We start from the raw sequence: 24,320 nt of genomic DNA, 5'->3' as shown, positions 1-24,320 counted from the left end.
TTTAATCCTCAATGATAAATAACTTTGTTAGACTACTTATATCCAAATTCCCACTGGTACTTAAAGCGTTCTTGTTTTCGACTTCTAAATCAGATGGTATCACTATCTGAAGATTCCTCGGAATATTATCAAGAGATAAGTTTTTCTTAATCACATTAAAATCGCTGTTAGCATAACAAAAAATATAAATCATTAATTCTGGATTCTTTAAGGCTCTCCTTATCATCTTCGCAATATGATCATCTTGAAACGAGAATCCTATAACAATTAATACTGATTGAGGCTTATCTAACTCTAGTTGGAATACTCTTAACATATCGTGAAAATGATTGTTAAGATAAGTTTCTTGTCCTTCAAGTCCAGTAGGTCTAACAACAACTGGATGATTAACCGTACACGTTCTTATAAGAGTCTGATTATTTTCGCCTCTTTCCCAATTCATAGATCCATGAGGTTTAATTAAAGAGATTGAAGGTAGCTCATTTAAATAATTTTCATTTAACCCTCTATACGCCACACTTTTATTATAATTAGAACTATCTAACACTTTATTGAAATAACCGTTGGACCCATCATTAAATATAAAGTTCTCATTTTTCATCAATAAATCCAAAGAACTTTCAATAAATAAATCATAATTGGTAGTAAAAATATTAACACTCTTTGAAACCGTTCTAGAATTCGAAGTGTAAAGCAATGTAATTGATTTTTCTAAAAACTTTACATATCGTTCTAATACATAATCAATATTGTACTCCAAGGCAATGAAATTCTTCAGCTCATTATAATAATCTATTGAATACAAAGTTTTCTTATCCATATTTTCAACAAAATACTTTATTCTATCGTTATGATTCAAAAGCAAAAAGTAACTTACTTTCCATATATGATTCTCTAAATTAGTATTTGCAACTTCTTTACTTACAGGCATACCTTTTTCATCTTTTGAAAAGAAACTCATTAAGGGAATTGCTGGATATGATACTCCAGAACCAATTAAAATATTCAAATTTTTAGTAAGAACATTTCTTTTAAATTGTTCAATATTAAATTCCTGCACCATTCATCTCTCCTTCCTCTACCTCCCCACTCTCAATGGTTCAATCACCTCTTCAATGAGCTTGGTGTAGGCTTCTTTGATGTGTTTTTTGTAGCTGAGCGGGTTGAGGGCATCAGCTGTTTCTGCTTTGTAGTCTTTGTAGCGTTGGCTCTTGGTGAGCTGGCTTTCTCCGGATTGCTTCTTGGCCCCCTTACGATAGTGTTGAACATAGTAACGAAGTTCATCGAGTCCGACATACCATTCTCTGGCAAGGCGTTTGAGATGGTCGTCGATGATGGCTTCAATCATAGTGTCCAAGACACCAGTGATAGATTGTCCTTGGTAATCTTTAGGATTGGCTTGGACTTCTTTCCACAGATTTCGGATGATTTCTGCTAGTTTGGGATTGGTGCGTTCCAGACTCTGGATATAGTTATCAACCGTTTCGATATCTTTATCACTGAGGGTCTTTGGACTATCCTCTTCCTGCTGAATCATACTTTGAATCAAGGTCAGAATGTAAGCATAGTTAATCTCATCGACTTGGACGGATTCCAGTTCGTAGTGGATGTCAAAGAGATTATCATCTCCATCGTCTTCAGCTCGACTTTTGAGCTCTGCTAGGATATTTTGATAGATTCCTAGATAAGTTTCGAGCTTCTCATCTGATAAGCCAGTTTCAGCATAGATAGCCACTTCATCGTATTCGCTATAGACACGGATAGATGCTAGATACTTGTCAAAGATTTGGTAAGCCTTGGCAATGCGACGGAGTTGTGGGCTAGTGGCCTGCTCAATCGTGATGACATAGTTTTCTACATCTTCCACTTTTACTTGAAAGTCGATCCAAGCTTGGATAAAGTTAGCTTTTTCTTCTGCCCAGTCTGGAGCAGTGACGTCATTTTCACCACCGTTTGAGTAGAGTCTGAGGGCGTTATCCACAGCCTCTTTAAAGGCCTCAGGTCTTTGGAAGGTGATGATATGGCCATAACGCTTTTTACTGTCAAAGATGCGGTTGGTGCGACTAAAGGCTTGAATCAAATCCTGTGGACGCATGGGCTTACGGTCGATGAAGAGAGTGGATAGACATGGGGCATCAAAACCGGTCAAAAGACGGTCAACGACAATGACCAAATCCAACTGCTCATTACGAGGAATGTATATGTCTAACTTTCTAGCTAAACGATTATTGATATCCGTGTTAAAGCCACGCAAATCAGCCATATTAAAATGGGTGCCATACTCTCGATTGTAATCGTCCATGACCTGCTTCATGTGCTCTTGGTAGCCGATAGACTCTTCTTCATTTTCCGACACAGAGTAAGTGACTGTCACCTTTGGAAAATCAGGTAGCACGCGCTTAGCTCGCTCTGACACCTTGACGCGTTCCTGTCCTGCCTTGATACTCTTGAGCAGATTGTAATAGGCCTGAGCCTGTGGAATGGACTTAACGGTTAAGATAGCCTCGTAGGTCTTGCCTACACCATTTGGGAAGCCCAACTGTTGATAACTTTTGTTTAGGATAGCATCCAAGACTTCTAGCATGTGCTCTTTATCTTCATAGACAGAATCTGGAAGGTCTTCTTCAGGAATCGGCGAAATAATGGTATTACGATAGTCAACCTTAAAACCAAGGACTGCCCCGTCATGGATGGCTTCTTTGACCGTATACTCATGGAGGCGTTCGCCATATTGTTGGTGGGTGGTTTGTGCCAAATCACCTAATTGCTTGCGTTTATTTTCCTTGAAAATCGGTGTGCCTGTAAAACCATACCAGAGCGAATTGTGGAAAAAGCCTTTGATGTCTTTTTGCGTCTGTGGTGTGACCGCACGGTGACATTCATCCACAACAAAAGCCACACGAAGGTCCTTGATTTTCTCCGAATCCTTTTGGTATTTACCTTCTTGGAACTTGCGCATCATGGTAGTGATTTTCTGGATAGTCGTCACAATCACTCGCTTATCATTTCCTGCCAAACGCTTAACCAAGTCATGGGTATTGTCCGTCTCATCGATATCAATAACATCGTTAGCGGCGTAAGAAAGAAAGGACGACGTCGTCTGCTGGTCAAGGTCCCTACGGTCCACAACGAAAATCGTCTTTTGAATGGCTGGAATCTGCAAGAGGTTGCGAGCCACCTTGTAGGAGGTTAGGGTCTTACCAGAACCTGTGGTATGCCAGATATAGCCTGATTCCTGACGACGAGAGGCATCTTGAACAGACTCGATAGCATGGATTTGATAAGGACGTAAGAGGATGAGGGCTTTCTTACTATCATCAATAACGGAATACTGCATCACCATCTGATGGGCACGTGGAATAGACAGGACCTCATAGGCAAAGTCCATGAGACTGGTCATGGGTTTATTATCTTTATCCACCCAAGATGTCAAGAATTGTTTATTGAGCTTATCCTCTCGTGCAGCTGCGATATAACGTGTATCCACCTTATTAGTCACAACAAACATCTGGAGGGCAGAATAGATGCCACGTAACTTTCCTTCACGGTCATACTTTTTGATTTGATGAAAGGCATCCAAAAAGGCCACACGAGGACTCTTGAGCTCGATGTGGATAAGAGGAAGGCCATTAATCATCAGAGTTGTATCTAAACGGCGGTCCTGATCTTGCGGATAAGCCTTGTCACGTTCTACTTGATTAACCACCTCGTAACTGGATTTTCCAGCAGCAATATTATCACGCCAGATGACAGAAAGTCGGATAGTACCAAGGCTAGCATCTTCACGCTGTACCTCGACTTTAGCAATACCATTTTCACCTGCCAACCACTTAGCAGCTTCATAATAGTTAATGAAGTTAAGCTGGTTCTTGATTTGGCGATTCTCCTGCTCAGTCAAGGGATGGTCAGCGAGTAGGGCAACGTTATTTTGTGCTAACTTTTCAAAAAAGTTGTCCCATAATTGACTTTCGTTTTTTAATTCTGGGCGATAGGTCCACTGACTCTCACCAGAGGTTAATTGCTCGATTAATTGACGTTCTATCTCAAGTTCTGGAGTAACTGCTGGCATGACTTATCCTTTCAACATTGTCGTAATCCCTTACATTATAGCATTTTCACGGTTTCTTTCATAGTTTTGGGAAAATTCAAACAAAAAACACAGCTTAGTGCCGTGTTTTCATTATCTATTTACGAACCCTTTCCTGAATGAGTTTTTCTACTCTTTGGTAACTGGCTTCAATCTCTTCCTTGCTAAAGAGTTTTGTTTGCAAGTCTTCCCAGCTACTGCCGATGGCTGGATTAGTGGGATTCTTCATAAGCTTCTCCTAGTCTTCCTCCCTATGAATGGTAAACCCTGTAGCTTGTTGGTTAGCCATGATGGTCATGTCTGAAATTTGGACATGTCGTGGTTGCTTGGTAACGTAGAGAACAGCATCCGCAATATCTTGAGCCTGGAGGGCCTTTAACCCTTGATAAACCTTGGCTGCCTTATCCTTATCACCGTGAAAGCGAACTTGTGAAAAGTCGGTCTCAACGATACCAGGCTGAATGGTTGTCACTTTGATATCTGTGGCAATGGTATCGATACGCAAGCCATCGCTGAAAGTTTTCACTGCAGCCTTGGTAGCTGAGTAAACGGCAGCACCTGCGTAAGCATAGATACCCGCCGTAGAGCCCATATTGATGATATGACCCTCATTGGCAGCGACCATACTTGGCAAAATCTGACGTGTCACCATCATCAAGCCCCTGACATTGGTGTCGAGCATGGTCAGCATGTCCCACTCCTCATAGTCTTGGTAGGCTGTTAAACCTAGTGCCAGACCTGCATTATTGACTAAGACATGGACTTGCCCCACACTTTTAAGAATAGCTTGGCAAACATCCTTGACCATGGCCATATCAGTGACATCCAGAGCAAAGGTCCAAACTTTTTGATTTGGATAGGTTGCTTGGAGCTCTTCTTTTAGAGCTTCTAAGCGCTCCACGCGGCGACCTGTTAGGATGAGATTTTCTCCTTCTTCGGCAAAGGCACGCGCCGTTGCTTCGCCAATCCCTGATGTTGCTCCTGTGATTAGTACGTTTTTAGACATAAAATCCTCCACTTCTATGATTCTGCTACCCCTAATCGTTGTTTGTTAATTCACTCAACTTCTTGAAAAAGTCAGGAAGTTCAAGTTTGGGCAGGCTTGTTTTTCTGTTTCCTGACTTCCAAAATATCCAGAGTAACTGGTTGAAACCATCTTGCAGGACCTTCTTTTGTTGATCTGTGTGATTGCCAAATTCTTGCAACAGTTGGCCTAGCTTAGGGAGAGTTTTAATCCCAATATCATCCAGACTTTCAATTCCAGAATCAAGAATGGTATCAAAGAACAAATCACAGACTTGCTTGAGTTCTTGATTTGGCAAGGTCTCAATCCATTTTTGGAAGGTCTCTTTCAAGCGTTGACTCATCTCGGTAGGCTGATCCACATAAATAAAATCCCTTATCTCCGGGTCAACCTGCCAAAGCAAGACATTGTGTTGAGCAATGCCTATACCATCTGCTGCTACTAGCTGAGCAGCCTGATCCCAATAAAGCATGACTCCTACAACAGAATCCTGAGGTCTGATAACTGTCATCTTGGATTTCACCTCTTGGTAAGAAGGCTTTTCTAAAAGTGATTTCATCAAACCTGGAGAATCTAGGAGCAGGAGCTCTGCTATTTGCTCACGTAGAGCAGTCGAGCTTTGAACAGCCGAATAAAGGGCAAGATTACCACCCTTGGAATGTCCAGAAACAGTGATATGGCCACTGAGGTTGAGCAAGTGCTCAGACAGAAAGGCAATAGCTGAGCGATGGGCAGGAATTTCCCGACTGTAGGTCAGTTGAAAATCCTCCTTCCAACCAATAACGCTATCATCTGTCCCACGAAAGACAATCTGCTGGTAGTCCAATTCAGGCAAGTTGAAAATCATAGCCGCAAACTGCTTTTCCACTTCCTTGTCCAAGACACTACAGTAGTCACTTAGATTAAGTCCAGCGAAACGCCTAGACCTGACCATGGCTTCAGCCAAATCTACCCGTTCCTTAGTCACCATGAAGCTGTAGTCTGGATTTAAGTCCTTCCCTTCAGCATAATCATGTAAATTGATGGTCTTCTTTAAATCACTTGCTGAGAGCCATTTTTCATAAGTCAGGTAGCCAATCTCATTGATGCAAACCTTATCCAAGATATTAAGAGGCTCTTTATCGAAAGGCAAATCCTTAACCTTTTCAAGATAATCGATTAAATTGGACATCATTACTCCTTAAAGTCTTTCTTACCTTGATTTTACTAGAATTTTCAATAAATTGTTAGTGAAAAATGTGATATGATAAGAGAGATTATTTATTAAGAAAAGGAAACTTATGACTATTTCACGATTTTACCGTATCTTACTAGCACTTTGTGGGTTTGTGGGAGTCTCTATCCAAATCTATGACGATGGTTGGGGCATGCTGCTCTACTACACCGTTTTGTCCAATATTCTGGTCTTCTCTAGTTTGATTTTCTTTATCATCTATGACTTCAAAAAAGGGGACGCGACGACTAACACCAAGCTCCTGCGTTACAAGGGTGGCGTAACCATGGCCATCCTCATCACTGGAGTTATCTACCACATCCTGTTAGCTCCTATTACAGAACCTGAGAAATACTGGACAGTAAGGAATTTCTTGGTTCACTATATTGTGCCTTGGGGGTTGGTGCTTGATACTCTCGTTTTCGATGCTAAGAAAGCCTTTCGTCTGCGCGAGCCACTTTACTGGTCCCTATTCCCACTGTCTTACTTCGCCTTTGCCCTACTAAATGGACTGGTTCTAAAACTTGCAATTCCAGGTGCTAAAGATAGTCCTTTCGCCTACTTCTTTATCAACGTCAATAAATTTGGTTGGAACAAGGTCATGATAAACGTCCTGGTCATCAGCGCTGGGTATATTGCTGTTGGCTATCTCTTGTATCTCTTGAAAAAATTTATCGGACGTAAATCTGCATAAAACACAAACTGAGCTCCCAAATGGAACTCAGTTTTTTTATTGCAACAAACCCAATTTATCAAATGCCTTATACAAGCCATCAACCTCAACATCGTCTGTGACTAAGTCTGCCATAGCCAAGATTTCTGGCCCACCATTTCCCATGGCAACGCCAACCTCACAGTACTCCAACATAGGGATATCAATCTTTGCATCGCCAAAAGAAATGGTATCCGAACGCTTAGCACCCAAATATTCCAAAAGAACATCAATGGCATGGGCCTTGTTAATATCCTTAACACCCAAGTCACCAAATAAAGCTGTTTCACCTCGACCTCCCCAAGTATGGGCTTCAAGCTGTGGAAAAGCTTCTTTGGAATCCAAGTGATCCTGATAAGACTCCAAAACGAAACTGACCTTGTTTAGGTCGTCACGGTAGAGCTCTCCACCATACTGGAGGCCATGAATAAAATCTTCTGGTTCTTTACCCTCAACAGACTCTGCAGATTGCCCCTTTTGAATAACGTAAGTCTTAAGTGTCTCACGCGCCCGCTCCCGAAAATCAGGACTAGCAAAGAGACCATTATTGCTCTCAAGATAATAGGCCAAGTGGCGCTCTGTTAGCCAATCTACAATCTTTGCTGCATCTTCCTTGGATATCAACTGATGCATGAGAACTTGGCTATGATGCTCCACATAAGAGCCATTGCCACCAATCATCCCATCCAAGCCAATCTCCCATAATTCCGGTTGCATTTCTGCCTTGCTACGTCCGGTACAAACGTAGACCAGATGTCCCTTTTCACGTGCCTGACGAATAGCCTTTACTGCTGATTCTGGAATGCGGTTATGATAATCCACCAATGTCCCATCAACATCTAAAAAAATAAGTTTTGACATGTTTTCACCTCGAGTCTTCTTTTACTTTATTATACCCTGATACTGCTCCAAGAGATAATACTTTCCTCGGACAAAGTGATACTATCCTATGATAGTATTGTCTCCAATCCAAAGCATTGCCATTTCTCCTGAAAGAAGCTATGATGAAGGTATGAACGATTTAAAAACACTACTGAATCACCTGCCCTATAAATTAGCAGCCTATGATGCCCAAGGAAACTTTCTCTACGACAACGATGGCGCTGACGGTAGTTTCTTCCCCCGTGAGCCTGAAAATCTGCCTGATTGGATCATGTCTGAAGTTCTAGCGTCTCCTACCAAAGAAAGAAGTTATCAGATTCCAACTGACAGTTTTGATCAAATCCTCATCCAGACCTACCAAGCCGCTATCGATAATGAAGGAAAGGTCCTAGGATTTTGGGAAACTATTTATGATTTGAAGCAACCTCTCAAGACCTATCTGGATAACTCTGCTCAAGCTCTTGTCGCCTGGTCTGATACCACTAGTGGTGCTAGTTTCAAGGAAGAAGCCGACAATCTAGACTAGGAATCATTATTTAATAAATGATAAATGAAAAATTCACTTAATTCCAGACTAGATCAAAGCACCCCTATTCATAAAACATGCCTAAGTTAGCACTACAAAAGCTTTTTAACATCAGTCACTTTAATATCTCTCACAGAATTTACAAACACTCTATTTTGCAATTTTGCGCTATTTAAGGTAGAATGGGAGTAATGAGAAAAAGAATTAAACCGATCGTTGTTTACGTGGTTCTAGCTCTTTTAGGATTAGCATTAGTTATTGCAAACATTCACAATACGTCTAAACAGCAGGCGCATCTCGAGAACGTGAAATCCGCTATTCCTTCTGCTACTACACCAAAAGCAACAATCAGTAGTACATCTGACAGTTCCGATGAGGAGCTGATACTTAATCCCATTATTGACCTTTCGGGTTGGCAACTTCCTCAGGATATCGATTACGATGTCTTGTCAAATCATATTTCTGGTGCTATTATCCGCGTCTTCGGTGGATCACAGATTAGTAAGGATAGCAATGCCGCCAGCTCAAATGGGGTTGACAAATCTTTTAAAACACATATCAAAGAACTCAAAAAACGTGACGTTCCAGTTGCCGTCTATTCCTACGCCCAAGGTACTTCTGTCAAAGAGATGAAGGAAGAAGCTCGTATTTTCTACAAAAATGCTTCTCCATACAAACCTACCTATTACTGGATTGACGTTGAAGAGGAAACCATGTCTAACATGGAGGAAGGTGTCCAAGCCTTTCGTGCTGAACTCAAACGTCTGGGAGCTGAGAAGATTGGCCTCTATATTGGTGCCTATTTCATGCTTGAGCAAGAAGTTTCAACCAAAAACTTCGATGCCGTTTGGATTCCAGCCTATGGTGCCGACTCGGGCTACTATGAGGCTTTGCCAAATACTGAAATCGACTATGACCTTCACCAGTATACGTCACAAGGAAGCCTCCCTGGTTTCGACAATATCCTAGATCTTAATCAAATCAATCCTGAGAAAAACAAACGTAAAACCTTTGAAAAACTTTTTGGAAAGATTAAGAAAAAAACTACTAAAAATAAGAAGACTACTTCGACAAATTCATCAAGTAGTGAGTAAAAACCAGTGTTTCAGACACTGGTTTTATTCTTGCCCAAATTGACTTAGGCGTGTTTGGACGAATGTGTTATAATGGAAAGTAGAAATTTAAAACTTCGAAAAGGAGATATCATAATGGCTAAGAAAAGCAAAGTCAAGAAGACCTTGGTCGACCAAATTCTTGATAAGGCTAAAATAGACCATGATAGCTTATCCTTCAACGGTTTAGAAGGAGAGCTTCCAAAAGATGTAGCGAGTGAGAGCATTTATAAAACCCTCGCTCTTAAGGGAGATAAGACAGGACCAGTCATCGGTATCGTCCCTATCACCGAGCACCTGTCTGAAAAGAAATTGGCTAAAATTTCAGGGAACAAGAAGGTTCAAATGATTCCACAAAAGGATCTCCAAAAAACAACTGGCTATGTTCACGGGGCTAACAACCCAGTGGGAATTCGTCAAAAACACAATTTTCCCATTTATATCGATCAGTCTGCCCAAGAAGCTGGCTTCCTTATTGTCTCAGCGGGGGAAATTGGGCGTTCTATCCGTATCAATAGTCAAAAACTTGCTGATTTTGTTAATGCTGAATTTGCTGATATTAAGGAGTAATAATGAAACTGTATTTTGTACGTCACGGTAAAACTGAGTGGAACTTAGAAGGCCGCCTTCAAGGTTCCAAGGGAGACTCGCCTTTGCTTAAAGAATCTATCGAACAAGTACGTGAGTTAGGTCACTATCTCAGTGACACACATTTTGACTTGGTCTTCTCAAGTGACTTACCACGTGCTAAAAAAACTACAGAGCTCATCATGGAGTCTCAAAAACCTAAAGCTAAAGTTACCTACACTAAAACTTTGCGTGAATGGCAACTTGGCAAACTGGAAGGGCAAAAAATTTCACTCGTTCAGGCTATCTATCCAAAAGAAATGGATGCTTTCCGTCATAACCTAGCCAACTTCCGTGCTAATGACTTCCAAGCTGAGTCTGTCTACCAGACAACCAAACGTGTAGCCGAATTTGTCAAAACACTTAAAGATAGTGAGGCTAAAAATGTCCTCATCGTCGGTCACGGAGCTAACCTAACAGCTTCTATCCGTACCCTCCTTGGTTTTGAACCTGGCCTTCTTCGTAAGGCAGGAGGTCTTGACAATGCTTCTGTCACAATTCTCGAAACCAATGATTTCGAGCACTTCACTCTTAAATCTTGGAATGATACATCTTATATGGATGAACAAAACAAGATTAGCTAGATCATTGACTGACTTCATAAGACAAGCGATCCTGAACAAGGGTCGCTTTTTAGCACTCAAAAAGCCCTTAAATCTATTACTTTAAGAGCTTCACTTCCATTATTTCCGACTCGGTTCATCTGGCAAACGATCTAATTCGACACCAAAGTCTCGGGCCAAGTCCTCTAGTTTATTTTCAAAAACATCTAGTTCCTGTGATATAGGATCATACTGTCACTCAGACAGCAAACGTTTAAAACGAAGACCTCGGCTTAAGATAAGTTCCACGTCTATTTTGACAATTCTATGAACATGTTCCCAATAGTTATTAGCAAACCCTCTTTTCTTCAGCATTAAGATGGTCCGCTAAGGCATAATAGGAATCTCAACACGCTTCATCTGCTCCGCATCTCTAACACCCTCAAATAGATCATCTTGCTTGGCGTTGAGCGCTTCTACTTCTTTTGTCAAAGCATCACGCTCAGTACTTAGTACTTCAATATCATATTTTAAGTTGTATGTTTCCACCATTTCACTTCTCCCTTTTTCACATGCTATACAATAAAACGGCCTAACGAGGCCGTTTTATTTAGGCTCTATAATTTCTGTAGTAGGTAAAACCACTGTAAAGATTATAGAGCTTCTTAAGTGTACACAAAAAGTCCCATAAGAACTATAATGAAAAGCGACGAAACCATCATTAGGAAGAACTTATGAGACCTATTAAAAATACCACAGAATTAATCGGAATTAAAGACCAAAATATCATTATTTCACTCGTTTTTGAAACTGACACTCACATCGAGATTCAAGCAAAGCTTGAAGCAACTAATAAATTGATCAAAGCTATCAAACGGTTGGGCTTCGGTTTTAGAAATTTTATCAACTTTAAGAAACGTGTTTTCATCACTCTGAACATTCAAAAAGAGAAGACCTATCTGGTCCTCTCAAGATGTTAGCTTTTCGTCACCCACTACAGTTGACAAGGAGCCTTTATTTATCTTCCATATTTCATACGAAGAATTTTTTCCTGATTAGCATCCAAACGAAGGAGAATAACCACCTTGTCAATACTCATATTGCTCTCAAGAAGACGTTCAGCTGCCATCATAAGACCATTGTTAATACCCAGTTGAAGCACTGGATTTTCTTTATCGTTAATATCAAAGATATATTTATTATTGGGAAGATCGAAAAGGACTTTCACAGCTCCAAAGAGTTGCTCAAAACTATCGATTTCCAAGTCAAAGACTGGTTTCGTACCTGGTTTAAGGCTACGTCCACGGTGGTTGAACCACATAGAATGCCAGCCGCCGTTAAAGGCACCCATAACGTCATTGTCGTATGAATCTCCGACGTAGAGAGTCGTCGATGGATTCATATCAAATTGTTCAGCCGCAAGATTGAAGATTTCCTTTTCAGGCTTTTGGAATCCTGTCGCCTGACTGACGATGACACGTTTGGGATCCACGTAATCGTATAATCCCAACTTCTTGACTTTCTTAAGTTGATGCTCTGTTGGTCCATTGGTAATAATTCCCATACGAACATTTTTTTCTTTGAGGAAATCAAGGGTCATGCGCATTTCATCAAGCATAGTAATGTTTTCCAACTCATGCTCGTAAACCTCTTGGAAATGGTTCCCCGTTTCTTCATCGATTTCATGGTAGCCAAACTCCAAAAGTGTTTCTTTACAGCGCCAAAAGCGGAAATATTCGGTTGTCCACTCACCGGCCATTACACGTGGAAAACCGATGTCAGAATAGTGGCGGAAACGAATGTAGGCCTGATTCATATGGGTTATATCAAAGTCAGGGAAACATTTTTCCATGGCAATACGATAAGGTGCCTGTTGGTCGTAAATAGTATCGTCAACGTCAAAAACAATAGAGGTAATCATTTGTCCGTTCTTTCTTATATCATTCTCTTGCCAGAGACTTAGAAAACTAGAAGGTCCGATAACGAAACTGATGAAGCAGTCAGCCCCTAAGCCTAAGTCTTGCAAAAGTTGCTTTAAGTCAACTGTCTATAAGCAGTCATGCATATCTGTTATTTGACTAGCATGAAATTGCCCAAACAATTTTATTATACCGTTTTTGCCCTCTTATTTCAATTTTTGAGCAAAATTAGGAAAATATTATTCGTGATTTCCAGTATTTCAGATAGAAAAAAGGTTTGAAACATGACATTCCAAACCTTAGGCATCTTTTTATCATCAGATGATTATTTAATTTCTTTAAAGGTCATTTTTTGTTTCACTTCACCCTGACCACCTTTGGCAATCTGGTAATAGAAATCCTTTGATGTGAAATGGTCTCCATAAGCAAAGACCTTGTTGTACTGCCATTGTGACAATTGATCATCCTCTTTTTTACCGAGAGTCAAAGTTGTTTTTGTCACGTTATATTCCCATTTAGCTGTTTGGTCACTATAGGCTTTGTCAAAATCAGCCTGGCTCTTAGTGGCATTAACCACTGTCGTACGGTCCTGACTCACTAGTGCCTTGTTACCACCCTCTTGGAAAGCTACATACATGACACGATTATTGACCTCACCATTTAAAGAACTTGAATATTGGTAAACCTTACCAGGTACAACACTATCCAAATGGTGTGACCCCCAGTAATAGAAGACACTAAAACCAGCTCCCGTAACCAAGAGGCAAGCAAGTACAACACTAATAATGATATTTTTCTTTGACATGCTTGGCCTCTCTCTATTCGTCACCAGTTAGGTCAGAGGAATTTGCCCCTGAATCTGTTTCAGTATGACTTGAAGAACTTGATGATGAACGTTCAACATTTGATGAGCTTGAACTCATGCGTGTTTCTGTTTGAGAATCATCACTTGATGAAGCTTTTGATTCAGATGATGTTCCAGTGCTTGATGATGAACTTTCTTTTTCTTTATAAACATCAACATTGAAGACCCACTTATCACTCTTGTAAGTTACCTTAATTTGGGCATATTTTGCCTTGATAAGCTCTGACATTTTGCCACCATTGTTAAGGGTGTCGTAAATCTTTTCAGCGAGTGCTTTGGCATTGGCTTCAGTTCTGGCACCATCTTTAGGACCATTAGCAATGTCTTCATCTTTAGCAGTTTCGCCTTGACGGTAAAGCACTGTTCTTTCAGTGTCCTTCTTAGCGTCAGCATTCAGATCATTCTTATCATCTACATGTGAGAAGAATTTCCATGCAGGTCTATCTGAGCGTTTTTTTTGATAAATATTTGAAACTTCTTCTTGAACCTTGTCTTGGAAAGCATCCTCAGTCAATTCTTTTTCTTTAGAAGTATCTGTACTTGCTTTACTTTCACTGCTGCTTGCTGTTGAGCTTGATGCAGAAGAGTTGGAAGAACTTCTTGAGCTTGATGAGTTTGATGCAGAAGAGTCAGAAGAACTTGTTGAATTTGATGAAGCGTCTTTAGATTCTGATGATGAAGAAGATGACTCCTTGCTTTCTTTAGAATCTTTATCTTTATCACTATTATTATTGTTGTTATTGTTATTGGAGAATGAAATACTGTTATCCGAATTATCTGGAGCGTAAATCATTGTATTCTTAGAGTGGTCATCAGATACAAAAGTACTATTATTGATAATCACTCGGTTATTATTGCCATAATAGTTGTTAATAACAATCTTAGAATGTGCACAACGGTGACCATTACCATTCACATGATAACCTGCTGGTACATCACCATCACGTTTTAAAATAAGGACATCACCAGCAAAGATAAGATCAATATTCTGAATATTGTTATCGTAGGCTAATTTTTCAATAGAGATTCCCGTCGCTTGAGAGATTCCCCACAAGGTATCCCCCCATTGAATCACATATTGTTGACCATCTAACTGTTGTGGATTGATGTTCTGAGTTGTCAAATTATTTGTAATTTGTTGCGGTGTGCTGGCAATCCAGTTTGTAATATCTGCAGCGTGAGCACTTGTTTGATTTTGATAAAAGCTATCTGCTAACACAGATACCGTAGGCAACCCAATAGGCGCTAGTAAAGCGCCAAACATCACGGCTTTACCAACATAATTCTTCTTTTTCATTGTATATTCTCCTTAATTTCATACGAATCCTACCTTGTCATTATACACTTTTTTATTATATTTGTCAATAAATTATATAACTTCCTAATCAATCATTAATTCTAGTTAGCTATTTTTCTTAAAAATAAAGGTCTTTCCCTTTATTTATCTGACATTTAATCATTTGTCCTATCTTTAGAAGGTGATTTATGATACAATAATTACGACTATTTTATGGAGGACTAACATGTCAAATCAACACATGGAAGAATTGAACGATCAACAGATTGTCCGTCGTGAAAAAATGGCGGCCTTGGCTGAACAAGGAATCGATCCTTTTGGTAAGCGATTCGAACGCACAGCTACATCTGGTCAATTAAAAGAAAAATACGCCGACAAAACAAAAGAGGAATTGCACGAAATCAATGAAACTGCTACTATCGCAGGTCGTTTGATGACTAAGCGTGGTAAAGGTAAAGTTGGCTTTGCCCACATCCAAGACCGCGATGGTCAAATCCAAATCTACGTGCGTAAAGATGCTGTCGGTGAAGAAAACTACGACATCTTCAAGAAAGCTGACCTTGGTGACTTCCTCGGTGTCGAAGGTGAAGTTATGCGTACAGATATGGGAGAACTTTCTATTAAAGCTACCCACATCACACACTTGTCTAAAGCCCTTCGTCCATTGCCTGAAAAATTCCACGGACTTTCAGACGTTGAAACAATCTACCGTAAACGTTACCTTGATTTGATTTCTAACCGTGATAGCTTTGACCGCTTTGTGACACGCTCAAAAATCATTTCAGAAATCCGTCGCTACCTCGATACTCAAGGTTTCCTTGAAGTCGAAACACCTGTTCTTCACAATGAAGCTGGTGGTGCTGCTGCTAAACCTTTCATCACTCACCACAATGCACAAAACATTGACATGGTGCTTCGTATCGCAACTGAACTCCACCTCAAACGTCTCATCGTTGGTGGTATGGAACGCGTTTACGAAATCGGACGTATCTTCCGTAACGAAGGTATGGATGCCACTCACAACCCTGAGTTCACATCTATCGAAGTTTACCAAGCTTACGCTGACTTCCACGATATCATGAACTTGACTGAAGGTATCATCCAACACGCTGCTAAAGCTGTTAAAGGTGACGGACCTATCAACTACCAAGGAACTGAAATCAAGATCAATGAACCATTCAAACGCATCCACATGGTTGACGCTATCAAGGAAATCACTGGTGTTGACTTCTGGCAAGATATGACTTTGGATGAAGCTAAAGCTATCGCTGCTGAAAAGAATGTTCCAGTTGAAAAACACTACACTGAAGTTGGTCACATCATCAACGCCTTCTTCGAAGAATTCGTTGAAGAAGCCTTGATTCAACCAACATTCGTCTACGGTCACCCAGTTGCTGTGTCACCACTCGCTAAGAAAAACCCAGAAGACCCACGCTTCACTGACCGTTTCGAACTCTTCATCATGACGAAAGAGTACGGAAATGCCTTCACCGAATTGAACGACCCAATTGATCAATTGTCACGTTTCAAAGCACAAGCTGCTGCTAAAGAACTCGGTGATGACGAAGCTACAGGCATCGACTACGACTACGTTGAAGCCCTAGAATACGGTATGCCACCAACAGGTGGGCTCGGAATCGGTATCGATCGCCTCTGCATGCTTCTCACTGACACAACAACCATCCGTGATGTCTTGTTGTTCCCAACGATGAAATAATAAAAATATCCCATTATTTGACTAATGGGATATTTTTATATGAGATATAAACATGTTCAAAAAATTACAGTCCCTATTTAAGAAAAAATCAAGTGTGCTTGAACAGGCTGATACAAAAATAGAAGAAAGCCAAGTAGACTTTCCCATTGACCGCGCAGATTATTTTTTCGATCATGCACTGGTATTCTATTGCGAAGAAAATGATATCCCTTCAGAAAAACTAAGCCAATCAGATATGCTAGAGATTAGTAAAGGAGCTGCTTTTCATCTCAGTATCTTCGTAGCCTGGTTGCAAAACATGATTTTCTGAATCCCCAAAGTGATGGATTTAGCCTTGAGGATGCACAAAAACTAAAGAATGAAACGATTACAGGTACAGACTATCTCTTTAAACATCTTGATGAAAAACTCTATTCAACTGATATCAGTGACACACTCCTCCCCTTCATCTCTGAATTTTATGAAGATTATATGGATTTCTGTTATACAGTCTTGGTTGATGATGTTGCTAGAACTCAATTTGACTGGAAAATCTATCACTTGGTTGAAGATGACATTGACGAGATGTTCAGTCAATATAGCACTCTCATCAGATAATATGAAAAACGCTTCCCTCAATCGAGAGAAGCATTTTCTTATTTCCAAAATATTGCTTTTGATGCTACGACTCAAGCTGATAAACAAGCTAGAGCTACTTCTGCATAGATATCGTATTGTTTAGAAAGATAAACCGTGCTTTGTTTTCTTTGTACTAAAGAGACTTCCAGAGACCGATGTAATCTCCTGTCAATCCAGGATTTTTAAAGTGCTACATGTAGTTTGATGGTAGATTGTCTGGTTGATTTGTCTCCCTCATCCATTACATAATCTACTTTTATCCTTAGTACAAAAAGACAATTCTGGTAAGTCTCTATGACATCAATATAGGACAAGCCAACGACTTGCAAAACCTTGCACATCTTTCTCATAGTGTTATAATTAGGTTGTCTGGCTGAGTGGTAATGGTGACGCTTCCATTCAGATAAGACTTAGAAAGAGGTGTTTATGACATCTTTAAAAAAGGTTTCACTTTCTGAAGTGAACCAATCAATTGATACACCAAATAATAACCGTTTTGGGCAAAATCTCAGGGCATTCTTAGGCCCTGGGGCACTGGTGGCCGTTGGATACATGGATCCAGGAAACTGGATTACCAGTGTTGTTGGTGGTGCAACCTACAAGTACAGTTTGCTTTTCATTATCTTAGTTTCCTCTTTGATTGCCATGCAGTTGCAACAAATGTCGGGGAAATTAGGGATTGTGACCCAAATGGACCTAGCTCAAGCAACTGCCTATCACTCGCCCAAATGGTTGCGATACACGCTTTGGGTGATTCTGGAGCTTGCCTTAATGGCGACAGATTTGGCTGAGGTACTTGGTTCCGCCATCGCTCTTAACCTGCTCTTTGGTATTCCAATCATGGTTGCTATTCTGGTGACAGTCCTTGACGTCTTCCTACTCCTACTCATCATGAAGCTAGGTTTCAAGAAAATCGAAGCGATTGTTTCTACCTTGATTTTGACAATCTTGATTATCTTTGTCTATCTAGTGGCCTTGTCCGAGCCTAGTATTACGGGAATCCTCGAGGGTTATCTCCCTACGCCAGCGCTCTTTGAGCCACATGCTGCTGGGCACACCAACCAGTTGACTTTGGCACTTGGGATTGTGGGGGCAACCGTTATGCCACATAACCTCTACTTACACTCATCCTTGTCACAGACTCGTAAGGTTGACTATTCAGATGGAAAAGACGTGACCAAGGCTGTCCGTTTCATGACCTGGGACTCCAACATTCAGTTGACTCTAGCCTTTGTGGTTAACTCGCTCCTCTTGATTTTGGGAGCAGCTCTCTTCTTTGGTCACGCTTCCGATATTTCAGCCTTCTCACAAATGTACAATGCCCTTCAGGACTCTAAGATTGCTGGTGCGGTAGCTAGTTCAACACTTTCAACTCTCTTTGCCTTGGCACTCTTGGCTAGTGGGCAAAACTCTACCATTACTGGTACCTTAACTGGTCAGATTGTCATGGAAGGTTTTCTCCACATGAGGTTACCACAGTGGGTGATTCGTTTGTTCACACGTCTCTTCGCCTTGCTACCTGTTATCATTGTAGCTATTCTCTACGGCGATCAAGAAAAGACACTGGATCAACTCTTGGTTTATTCACAAGTATTCCTCTCAATTGCCTTGCCATTCTCTATCTTCCCTTTGATTTACTATACTTCTAAAAAATCACTCATGGGAAAACACGTCAATGCCAAGTGGAATACCTTCCTCGGTTATGCCATCGCTATTGTCCTAACCATTCTCAATCTCAAACTTATCTTTGATACGTTTTAAACAAAAAAATAAGGCCAGCGCCATGCTGACCTTGTTTTAGTTTTTGAAGGCGTCAACGAGAACTTGGAATTCTTCATTGCTGAGGGTAATCCCCTTGCCCATCTTGGTGTGGTCTGGACTCCATGTACGGATGTCATACTTAGCCGGTGCGCCATTAAAGCTCACACGATTGAGTTCTTTAGTCCAACCCTTGTCATTTTCAGACAAGACCAAGAGTTTTTCTTCAATTTCAAATGAAAATTCTGCCATTTGCTTACCTCCACTAGTTTTATTCGTTTTTTTCTGTGAAAATTGTGTGTTTTAGAAAGAAGTTATCCACAAAAATTCACCTTTCATGCTATAATTATTTTATCAAGAAACGAGGGAAATGACCATGATAAACTTTTTAGAAGCGGTAAAGCATCAGCTTCATCAGTTTGTGGAAACAGGTCACAGCAAATCTGTCCACCTAATGCAGAATCAACTTATTAACGATATCTATCATGCTATTGATCATAATCAAATGGTCATGCTAACATCCAATCAGAAAACCTATAAGGGCTACATCAACCGTTATGACAGGGAGCGACAAGCCATCTTTATCGAGCAAGATAAGATCATCAGCATGATTGAACTTAAAGAAATCAAACGTCTAAAAATCATATCACAAGGAGGTTAAGTTTATCAGTCAACCTCATTTTATTATCAGGTTGACTATTTCGAAAACACTTGCTATAATAAGTTAACTATTATTCGCGAGAGGTTAACTAAAAATGACACAAAATCGTACACTGTCACTCATACTCCCTGCCTTTGGTGCTGCTATCATTGCCGCACTGGCTCAAATTGTTATTCCAATTGGTGCAGTTCCCATTACTCTGCAAACTTTTGCTGTTGGACTTGTGGCTGCTGTTTTTAAACCGAGAGAAGCTACTCTCTCTGCTATCCTTTATCTTATCCTCGGCGCTATTGGTTTACCCGTTTTCGCAGGAGGTGGCGGTGGGCTTCAAGCCTTCTTTGGTCCCTCAGCTGGCTATCTGCTTGCCTACCCATTTTTTGCTCTTGTCACATCTGCACTGACTCATGCTAAAACTCCTATTTGGAAAAACTTTTTGGCTTTTGTTTTAGGGGATGCACTTGTTTTTGTCGGTGGTATCCTCAGCCTGCACTTTCTCGGAAAGATGGGCTGGTCTGCAGCTGTAGCTGTTGGCTTGACACCCTTTATTATTCCTGACCTCTTAAAAGGTCTCATCGTCGCTTTGGTGACTAAGCCGGTCTTAAAAGCTCTTAAAAATCATAGTTACTTTAACTAAAAAAGATTGAAGACTTTGTTCGTGTGAACAGAATCTTCAATCTTTTTATTTTTCAAAATAAATATCATAGTGCTTTGAACAAGCTGGGTTGAAGGCACTGTGACAACTGGGACAGGCTACTGCCTCTTGATACTCCTCAATAGTCATCTCATGCTGACAAACGCCACAGATAAGGACCTTGTCCTGCTTCAACTGGCAAGGATAAGCTCGATAGCTATGATCCTCCAAGCGATCATGACACTGATAACAGGCATAATACTTCTGGCACTCGAAGCATTTTAATGCAACAATATCTAGTGGGGAATGGTAGTGCTGACATCTACTTTGGTCATCTACCAGGAACCCATTGATTTGTCTTGTCATCAGGCACGAACAGTCTTGCTTGAACCGTCTTTTTGGTAGAGGTTAATCAAACCTTCTTTAGTTGAACGAATCATGTCACCAGGCTTAACTTCTTGTGGCACGGTAATTGTAAGAAGTTCCATTGGGTTCGGTGCACGGTCAATCTTGTTACCATTGGCATCGTGAAGGTCTTTGATATCACACTCGAAATGACGGAAGCCTGGTCCGTAGAATTCAACATGGTCACCTTCGAGGATAACGTTACGTTGACGGATTGTAGCTGTCATAGTTGCTGGATCAAAGTCTACGACTTCACCAACGAATTTATATTGTGGAATCTTACGACGAGCTCCAAAGAGTTGTTCGTTTTCTGTTGGTGTCTTGTAGTAGAAACCTGTTGCCAATTCACGTTGGGCAACTTTCCAGAGCTCATTAATCAAATCATCTTTGATGGCATAGAAGGCTTCTGCACTTTCCATGTAAGCGTCACAGGCCGCCTTGTAACAGTTGGCAACTGTTGATACATAATGGACAGATTTCATACGACCTTCGATTTTAAGGCTATCAACGCCATTATCGATAAGGTCTGGGATATTTTCAATCATACACATGTCAACGGCTGACATTGAGTACTCTTCAGGAACTTCACCGTGGATACTCTTTCGCTCTTGGCCGAATGGCATGTCGTAAAGATCATATTTCCAACGACAAGACTGTGAACAACCACCACGGTTGGCATCACGGTCTGACATATGGTTAGAAAGGGTACAGCGACCTGAGTATGAGATACACATAGCACCATGGACAAAGGCCTCAATTTCAAGATCCGTACGTTTACGGATTTCAGCCAATTCTTCCATAGTTACCTCACGTGCCAAAACAACACGGGTCAAACCATACTGTTTCCAAAAATGGAAGGTTTCAACATTTGTCGCAGATGCTTGCGTTGACAAGTGGATGTTAAGCCCTGGAGCGTAGGTTGAACAGATTTCAATCAAGGCTGGGTCAGATACGATAACGGCATCGAGCCCCATATCACGCAATTCACGGAACCACTCACCAGCACCTTTTTCATTTCCTTCATGGGTAACCATGTTTGAAGCAACGTGAACATCAACACCACGAGCGTGAGCGTATTCGATACCTTCTCGAAGTTCATCCATGGTGAAGTTTCCGGCACGGCTACGCAAACCATAGGCTTGTCCACCAACGAAAACAGCATCCGCGCCGTAATTTACAGCGACTTTCAATTTTTCCAAAGTCCCAGCAGGTACCAAAACCTCTGGGCGTTTTTTAGTTGTAGTCATAATTTCTCCAATTTGCAAGATTGTCGATTTTAGTTTTTATAAGGCTCCTTCGTTCCCTGAAAATGGAAAACTCTCAAACGAAGGAGAAAGTATGTTTATTTTACACGGTCAGGTTCATAATCATAGAAACCTGTATCCAAACCACGGTTGGCTGGGTGTAATTTGTGAATAGCCTCATCAAAGAGGAAGGCCTGGTCTTGTGAAAATTCGCCAGCCTCGATGAGGTCACGAGCCTTCACAAAATACTCAGTAATTTTTACAAAGTTTTCACCTGGACAATAAACACCGTCCAACTTCCAGTGGTCAAAACCATGTTCAACGAGTTCTGAAAGTTTAGTCATCATATCCAAGTCATTGTTGGCAAAGATATGTGTCCCGTGCATATCCTCATAAACTGAGTAGTGAGATTCTGGGTCACCAGGCTCAGAAAGGAAGAGGTCACGTTCTTTGGTAACAGCTTCATCCGTTTTGATAAAGTTGTAGTAATTTTGAAGAAGTGGACGTTTTGAGTGATGAATGATACTTGCACCATAAACCAAAACTTCAGCTGGAATTTGAAGATTTTCAGCCATGACGAAAAGTTCCGCAGATGGAATTTCACGAGCCAAGACAGCTTCAGAAGCTCCAGCTTGTTTGCCCCAGAAATTAATCTGACGGCTAGAGGTTACCATGGTTGAAGCATCATAAATCATTTTGAAGGGACGTTTGTCACGGTTACAGATGTAGAAAACTCCTGCATCACCAACCGTGATATAATCTGCCTTGATTTCTTCAAGAAAATCAAGGTAGTCTGGAAGAGCATCCATCATACCTTGGTGCATGAGAGCGTTAACGGCAACAGTCAATTCCTTGCCAGACTCATGTACCAGCTCTGCAATCTTTCGCATCTCTGCGAATGAAAAAGGCTTAGGCAAACGAAGGCCAAAAGCTTTTTCGCCGATGTAAATACGATCTACGCCAAGTTCTAGGAGCTCACGTGCCTGCTCGTAGCTCTCAGCAGTCGCTGTAATCACTATTTTTTCCATAACTTACATTATAGCACAAATGACCTGATTATTTTAGAATTTTTAGGTTTAAAGTTCTGTATCTTAATATTTTAAATTAGTTTTTGAATACTATGATTTTCACAAAAATCAAAAAAAACTTTGCAAGTCCAATTTTTTTATGGTATTATTAATGAGATTCTAAATAGTGAAATACTGACTAAATATTTTAACCTACATGGAAAAGTGGTTTAGGTATTTTATATAGAAAGGAGGCAGACATGGCTGACAACTTACACCGTCAATTTGATCACATCGAAGATCTCGAGACTGAGCGTCCTCAAACGACGAATTATCAAGATTATCAAGGTTTAAATAATAATAGTATTAAACTACAAGATATGATTTTCTTTGGACGTATCTCAAGCTTCTGTGTTTCAACAGTCCTAGTTGCCTTCCTTTTCTTGGTAGCACAGGTGGCTTCCTTCTGGGCCTTCTTTTGGGCAATTACCATTAGCATCATTGGTCAGATAGGCATTTATATCCTAATCGAATATTATAAAGCACAAAAACGTTGACTGCTTGGTCAACGTTTTTTTCGTACTAAAAAAGCCTCATGGACTTTCTTTTTTATTTTGCTTCTGCTGCTTCTTCAGAGATATCTTTGATATCAATAACGATATCATCAACGATAGCTTTTGTTTCTGCTTCAACATCTGCTTGCTCAGAAGTTACTTGAGCTGTTTTCTCTTTGATAAGTTCAAAGCTCTCTTTTGCAAAGTCAGCAACTTGAGCTGTTTTTTCTTGAACAGCTTTTGTCAAATCATCTGCAGTGATGTCGCCATTTTCAAATTTTGTTTTATAATCTTGAAAAGTAACGACTGCCAATTCTTTATAGTCGCTAGCTTTTTCCACCACTTGATTTTGATAAGCTTTAGGATCTTCTTTGAATGAAGCGATTTCTTCATCAATACGTGCTTTAACTGCTTTACCTTTTTCAGTTGTGAAGAAATAAGCTGCTGCAGCTCCAGAAGCTGCACCAATAATTAGGGTGTTTAGAAATTTACTCATGAAAAGACCTCCTTATTTTTTCTTGTCTTTTTTACCAAATAGTTTTGAAGCAACCTTGCCGATAGCAAAGGCTGAACCTGCCTTACCGACACTTACTCCTGCTGCACTTGCCTTAGCACCGAGATAACGAGCTTCGGTATTCAAGTCAGAAACACTTTCTGAAAGTTCAGCTACTGCCACAAAGAGAGGATCAATCGTTTGAACTTTTTCATTAACATCTTCAACCAAGACGTTAGCCTTAGCCAAAATTTCATTTGTTTGGTGAAGTGTGACGTTAATATCTGTACGAAGAACGGCAACTGTTTCTTCAACTTCTTTGACAACATGACGTGTGCGAAGTAGAGTTGGGATTAATGCAATTAGGAACGCAGCAAGTGCGATTGCGATAATAAGAAATGCAATTTCTGCCATAGTTTAAGACTC

The 24,320-nt window shown here is 40.5% G+C and carries 28 protein-coding genes and 1 pseudogene; 13 read left to right on the top strand and 16 right to left on the bottom strand.

Annotation, left to right across the window (positions count from 1 at the left end; translation table 11 throughout):
* Window position 1: 1 nt before the first annotated feature.
* From RDY04_RS01160 to RDY04_RS01140, 5 genes are all read right to left on the bottom strand, one after another.
* Window positions 2–1,063: an SIR2 family protein gene (locus tag RDY04_RS01160; protein ID WP_303952964.1), complete on the bottom strand. Its 1,062-nt coding sequence runs from the start codon at window positions 1,061–1,063 to the stop codon at window positions 2–4.
* Window positions 1,064–1,078: 15 nt separating this feature from the next.
* Window positions 1,079–4,069 (bottom strand): type I restriction endonuclease subunit R, encoded by a 2,991-nt coding sequence (locus tag RDY04_RS01155; RefSeq protein ID WP_303952962.1) that lies wholly within the window; start codon window positions 4,067–4,069, stop codon window positions 1,079–1,081.
* Window positions 4,070–4,184: 115 nt separating this feature from the next.
* Window positions 4,185–4,316: a hypothetical protein gene (locus tag RDY04_RS01150; RefSeq protein ID WP_303952959.1), complete on the bottom strand. Its 132-nt coding sequence runs from the start codon at window positions 4,314–4,316 to the stop codon at window positions 4,185–4,187.
* 9 nt (window positions 4,317–4,325) lie between these two features.
* On the bottom strand, window positions 4,326–5,093 hold the full coding sequence (locus tag RDY04_RS01145) for an SDR family NAD(P)-dependent oxidoreductase (RefSeq protein WP_303952956.1): 768 nt from the start codon (window positions 5,091–5,093) through the stop codon (window positions 4,326–4,328).
* Window positions 5,094–5,124: 31 nt separating this feature from the next.
* Entirely contained in the window at window positions 5,125–6,282 is a 1,158-nt protein-coding gene (locus RDY04_RS01140) for an Mbeg1-like protein (protein WP_303952954.1), read from the bottom strand.
* 109 nt (window positions 6,283–6,391) lie between these two features.
* On the opposite strand from RDY04_RS01140, the gene RDY04_RS01135 reads away from it, so the two are divergent.
* Window positions 6,392–7,018, top strand: coding sequence for a Pr6Pr family membrane protein (locus RDY04_RS01135; RefSeq protein ID WP_303952951.1), 627 nt, complete (start codon window positions 6,392–6,394; stop codon window positions 7,016–7,018).
* 36 nt (window positions 7,019–7,054) lie between these two features.
* Here RDY04_RS01135 and RDY04_RS01130 read toward each other — a convergent pair whose 3' ends face one another.
* Window positions 7,055–7,897 (bottom strand): HAD family hydrolase, encoded by an 843-nt coding sequence (locus tag RDY04_RS01130; protein WP_303952948.1) that lies wholly within the window; start codon window positions 7,895–7,897, stop codon window positions 7,055–7,057.
* Window positions 7,898–8,048: 151 nt separating this feature from the next.
* Between RDY04_RS01130 and RDY04_RS01125 the strand changes: the two genes are divergently transcribed.
* The 4 genes from RDY04_RS01125 (at window position 8,049) to RDY04_RS01110 (ending at window position 10,767) form a co-directional block, all read left to right on the top strand.
* A complete protein-coding gene (locus tag RDY04_RS01125) occupies window positions 8,049–8,444 on the top strand; it encodes a sodium transporter (protein ID WP_302545620.1) in 396 nt (131 codons plus the stop codon).
* A 191-nt stretch (window positions 8,445–8,635) separates the two neighbouring features.
* Window positions 8,636–9,538, top strand: a complete 903-nt coding sequence (locus tag RDY04_RS01120) for a glycoside hydrolase family 25 protein (protein ID WP_247918294.1) — start codon at window positions 8,636–8,638, stop codon at window positions 9,536–9,538.
* Window positions 9,539–9,652: 114 nt separating this feature from the next.
* The gene (locus RDY04_RS01115) at window positions 9,653–10,126 is read left to right on the top strand and encodes an aminoacyl-tRNA deacylase (protein ID WP_303952942.1); all 474 of its coding nucleotides are present in this window, start codon (window positions 9,653–9,655) and stop codon (window positions 10,124–10,126) included.
* A gap of 2 nt (window positions 10,127–10,128) precedes the next feature.
* Complete coding sequence (locus RDY04_RS01110) at window positions 10,129–10,767, top strand: histidine phosphatase family protein (RefSeq protein ID WP_295496973.1); 639 nt, start codon at window positions 10,129–10,131, stop codon at window positions 10,765–10,767.
* 345 nt (window positions 10,768–11,112) lie between these two features.
* Here RDY04_RS01110 and RDY04_RS01105 read toward each other — a convergent pair whose 3' ends face one another.
* Complete coding sequence (locus RDY04_RS01105; protein WP_303952938.1) at window positions 11,113–11,277, bottom strand: hypothetical protein; 165 nt, start codon at window positions 11,275–11,277, stop codon at window positions 11,113–11,115.
* Between the two features lie 281 nt (window positions 11,278–11,558).
* On the opposite strand from RDY04_RS01105, the pseudogene RDY04_RS01100 reads away from it, so the two are divergent.
* Window positions 11,559–11,705: pseudogene (locus RDY04_RS01100) on the top strand (transposase); the annotation flags it as partial.
* A gap of 38 nt (window positions 11,706–11,743) precedes the next feature.
* Here the strand turns inward: RDY04_RS01100 and RDY04_RS01095 are convergent.
* From RDY04_RS01095 to RDY04_RS01085, 3 genes are all read right to left on the bottom strand, one after another.
* The gene (locus tag RDY04_RS01095; protein ID WP_303952935.1) at window positions 11,744–12,646 is read right to left on the bottom strand and encodes an HAD family hydrolase; all 903 of its coding nucleotides are present in this window, start codon (window positions 12,644–12,646) and stop codon (window positions 11,744–11,746) included.
* Between the two features lie 323 nt (window positions 12,647–12,969).
* A complete protein-coding gene (locus RDY04_RS01090; RefSeq protein WP_303952933.1) occupies window positions 12,970–13,449 on the bottom strand; it encodes a hypothetical protein in 480 nt (159 codons plus the stop codon).
* 13 nt (window positions 13,450–13,462) lie between these two features.
* Complete coding sequence (locus tag RDY04_RS01085; RefSeq protein ID WP_303952931.1) at window positions 13,463–14,806, bottom strand: LysM domain-containing protein; 1,344 nt, start codon at window positions 14,804–14,806, stop codon at window positions 13,463–13,465.
* A gap of 226 nt (window positions 14,807–15,032) precedes the next feature.
* Between RDY04_RS01085 and lysS the strand changes: the two genes are divergently transcribed.
* The 4 genes from lysS to RDY04_RS01065 all read left to right on the top strand — a co-directional run bounded on the left by lysS (window position 15,033) and on the right by RDY04_RS01065 (window position 18,902).
* Window positions 15,033–16,523, top strand: a complete 1,491-nt coding sequence (gene lysS, locus RDY04_RS01080; RefSeq protein WP_303952928.1) for a lysine--tRNA ligase — start codon at window positions 15,033–15,035, stop codon at window positions 16,521–16,523.
* A 52-nt stretch (window positions 16,524–16,575) separates the two neighbouring features.
* A complete protein-coding gene (locus RDY04_RS01075) occupies window positions 16,576–16,833 on the top strand; it encodes a hypothetical protein (RefSeq protein ID WP_303952926.1) in 258 nt (85 codons plus the stop codon).
* 161 nt (window positions 16,834–16,994) lie between these two features.
* Window positions 16,995–17,120: a hypothetical protein gene (locus RDY04_RS01070; protein ID WP_295495571.1), complete on the top strand. Its 126-nt coding sequence runs from the start codon at window positions 16,995–16,997 to the stop codon at window positions 17,118–17,120.
* A gap of 447 nt (window positions 17,121–17,567) precedes the next feature.
* Window positions 17,568–18,902, top strand: a complete 1,335-nt coding sequence (locus tag RDY04_RS01065) for an Nramp family divalent metal transporter (RefSeq protein WP_303952921.1) — start codon at window positions 17,568–17,570, stop codon at window positions 18,900–18,902.
* Window positions 18,903–18,938: 36 nt separating this feature from the next.
* On the opposite strand, the gene RDY04_RS01060 is transcribed toward RDY04_RS01065, so the two are convergent.
* Window positions 18,939–19,151, bottom strand: coding sequence for a YdbC family protein (locus RDY04_RS01060; protein ID WP_002886106.1), 213 nt, complete (start codon window positions 19,149–19,151; stop codon window positions 18,939–18,941).
* Between the two features lie 124 nt (window positions 19,152–19,275).
* Here RDY04_RS01060 and RDY04_RS01055 point away from each other — a divergent pair, with 124 nt between their 5' ends.
* Both RDY04_RS01055 and RDY04_RS01050 read left to right on the top strand, forming a co-directional pair.
* On the top strand, window positions 19,276–19,560 hold the full coding sequence (locus tag RDY04_RS01055; RefSeq protein ID WP_303952906.1) for a hypothetical protein: 285 nt from the start codon (window positions 19,276–19,278) through the stop codon (window positions 19,558–19,560).
* 94 nt (window positions 19,561–19,654) lie between these two features.
* The gene (locus tag RDY04_RS01050; protein ID WP_303952903.1) at window positions 19,655–20,194 is read left to right on the top strand and encodes a biotin transporter BioY; all 540 of its coding nucleotides are present in this window, start codon (window positions 19,655–19,657) and stop codon (window positions 20,192–20,194) included.
* Window positions 20,195–20,239: 45 nt separating this feature from the next.
* Here RDY04_RS01050 and RDY04_RS01045 read toward each other — a convergent pair whose 3' ends face one another.
* The 3 genes from RDY04_RS01045 to RDY04_RS01035 all read right to left on the bottom strand — a co-directional run bounded on the left by RDY04_RS01045 (window position 20,240) and on the right by RDY04_RS01035 (window position 22,868).
* The gene (locus tag RDY04_RS01045) at window positions 20,240–20,557 is read right to left on the bottom strand and encodes a CHY zinc finger protein (protein ID WP_303952900.1); all 318 of its coding nucleotides are present in this window, start codon (window positions 20,555–20,557) and stop codon (window positions 20,240–20,242) included.
* Window positions 20,557–21,843 (bottom strand): U32 family peptidase, encoded by a 1,287-nt coding sequence (locus RDY04_RS01040; protein WP_004182776.1) that lies wholly within the window; start codon window positions 21,841–21,843, stop codon window positions 20,557–20,559. The genes RDY04_RS01045 and RDY04_RS01040 overlap by 1 nt, the downstream gene beginning before the upstream one ends.
* 95 nt (window positions 21,844–21,938) lie before the next feature.
* Window positions 21,939–22,868 (bottom strand): peptidase U32 family protein, encoded by a 930-nt coding sequence (locus tag RDY04_RS01035; protein WP_247914043.1) that lies wholly within the window; start codon window positions 22,866–22,868, stop codon window positions 21,939–21,941.
* Window positions 22,869–23,107: 239 nt separating this feature from the next.
* Here RDY04_RS01035 and RDY04_RS01030 point away from each other — a divergent pair, with 239 nt between their 5' ends.
* Window positions 23,108–23,404, top strand: coding sequence for a DUF3270 domain-containing protein (locus tag RDY04_RS01030; RefSeq protein WP_303952895.1), 297 nt, complete (start codon window positions 23,108–23,110; stop codon window positions 23,402–23,404).
* 52 nt (window positions 23,405–23,456) lie between these two features.
* Here RDY04_RS01030 and RDY04_RS01025 read toward each other — a convergent pair whose 3' ends face one another.
* Window positions 23,457–23,897: a YtxH domain-containing protein gene (locus tag RDY04_RS01025; protein ID WP_303952892.1), complete on the bottom strand. Its 441-nt coding sequence runs from the start codon at window positions 23,895–23,897 to the stop codon at window positions 23,457–23,459.
* A 12-nt stretch (window positions 23,898–23,909) separates the two neighbouring features.
* Window positions 23,910–24,308 carry a DUF948 domain-containing protein gene (locus tag RDY04_RS01020; protein ID WP_154864644.1) on the bottom strand — a complete coding sequence of 133 codons (399 nt, stop codon included), beginning with the start codon at window positions 24,306–24,308 and terminating at the stop codon, window positions 23,910–23,912.
* Window positions 24,309–24,320: the final 12 nt, after the last annotated feature.

Source organism: uncultured Streptococcus sp., from assembly GCF_902463925.1.
Lineage (GTDB): Bacteria > Bacillota > Bacilli > Lactobacillales > Streptococcaceae > Streptococcus.
Note: the sequence above shows the minus strand (reverse complement) of the source record. Positions and strands in the feature narration are given on the sequence as shown.